The sequence below is a fragment of the Escherichia sp. MOD1-EC5189 genome (assembly GCF_002966045.1).
In the GTDB taxonomy this organism is placed as follows: Bacteria; Pseudomonadota; Gammaproteobacteria; order Enterobacterales; family Enterobacteriaceae; genus Escherichia; species Escherichia coli_F.
The window spans coordinates 1-468 of record NZ_PTRX01000122.1 but is presented as its reverse complement, the minus strand read 5'-3'; the positions used below and the strand labels follow the sequence as shown (position 1 = coordinate 468).

Sequence of the window (468 nt, the reverse complement as noted above, 5' to 3'; positions counted from 1 at the left end):
CGTATGAACGATGGTCTATCTCTTCCTGATAACCGGCGTTCGCCAGTGCCCTGTTTGCATGGTCAGCCCATGATGCCCGCCACGTCTCGGCATGTGTCCGGTCGTTCCAGTCCCTGACCTTTCCGCTGAACCCAGCAGGTCCGATAGCCCTCGTGGTCAGCATGATGTGCGCATGGGGATTTGTTTTATCCATGTGATGGAACGCCACATCAGCAATCATGCCCTGACTGACAAAGTTTTCTCTGACAAAGGCGAGAACGGTTTCCCGTGCGGCATCCTGCGGCAGTTCGTGGGGGATGGCGAGTTCAATTTCCCGCGCAAGTTGTGAGTTCTTCCGGCGTTCGGCCTTCTCAACGGCATTCCAGAGTTCGGCACGGTTCGTACACCAGGCAGGGGCTGTCGCGGGGGTCAGAATCACAGCCTCAGCCACACCGCTTTTGCGGGTGTAGTCGTGAGTCAGTCCGGTAC

The 468-nt window shown here is 57.5% G+C and carries 1 protein-coding gene; it reads right to left on the bottom strand.

What is annotated here, in order from left to right; translation table 11 throughout:
• On the bottom strand, window positions 1–468 hold a 468-nt coding region (mobQ, locus tag ATB02_RS25835), incomplete at both ends, for a MobQ family relaxase (RefSeq protein WP_198600612.1).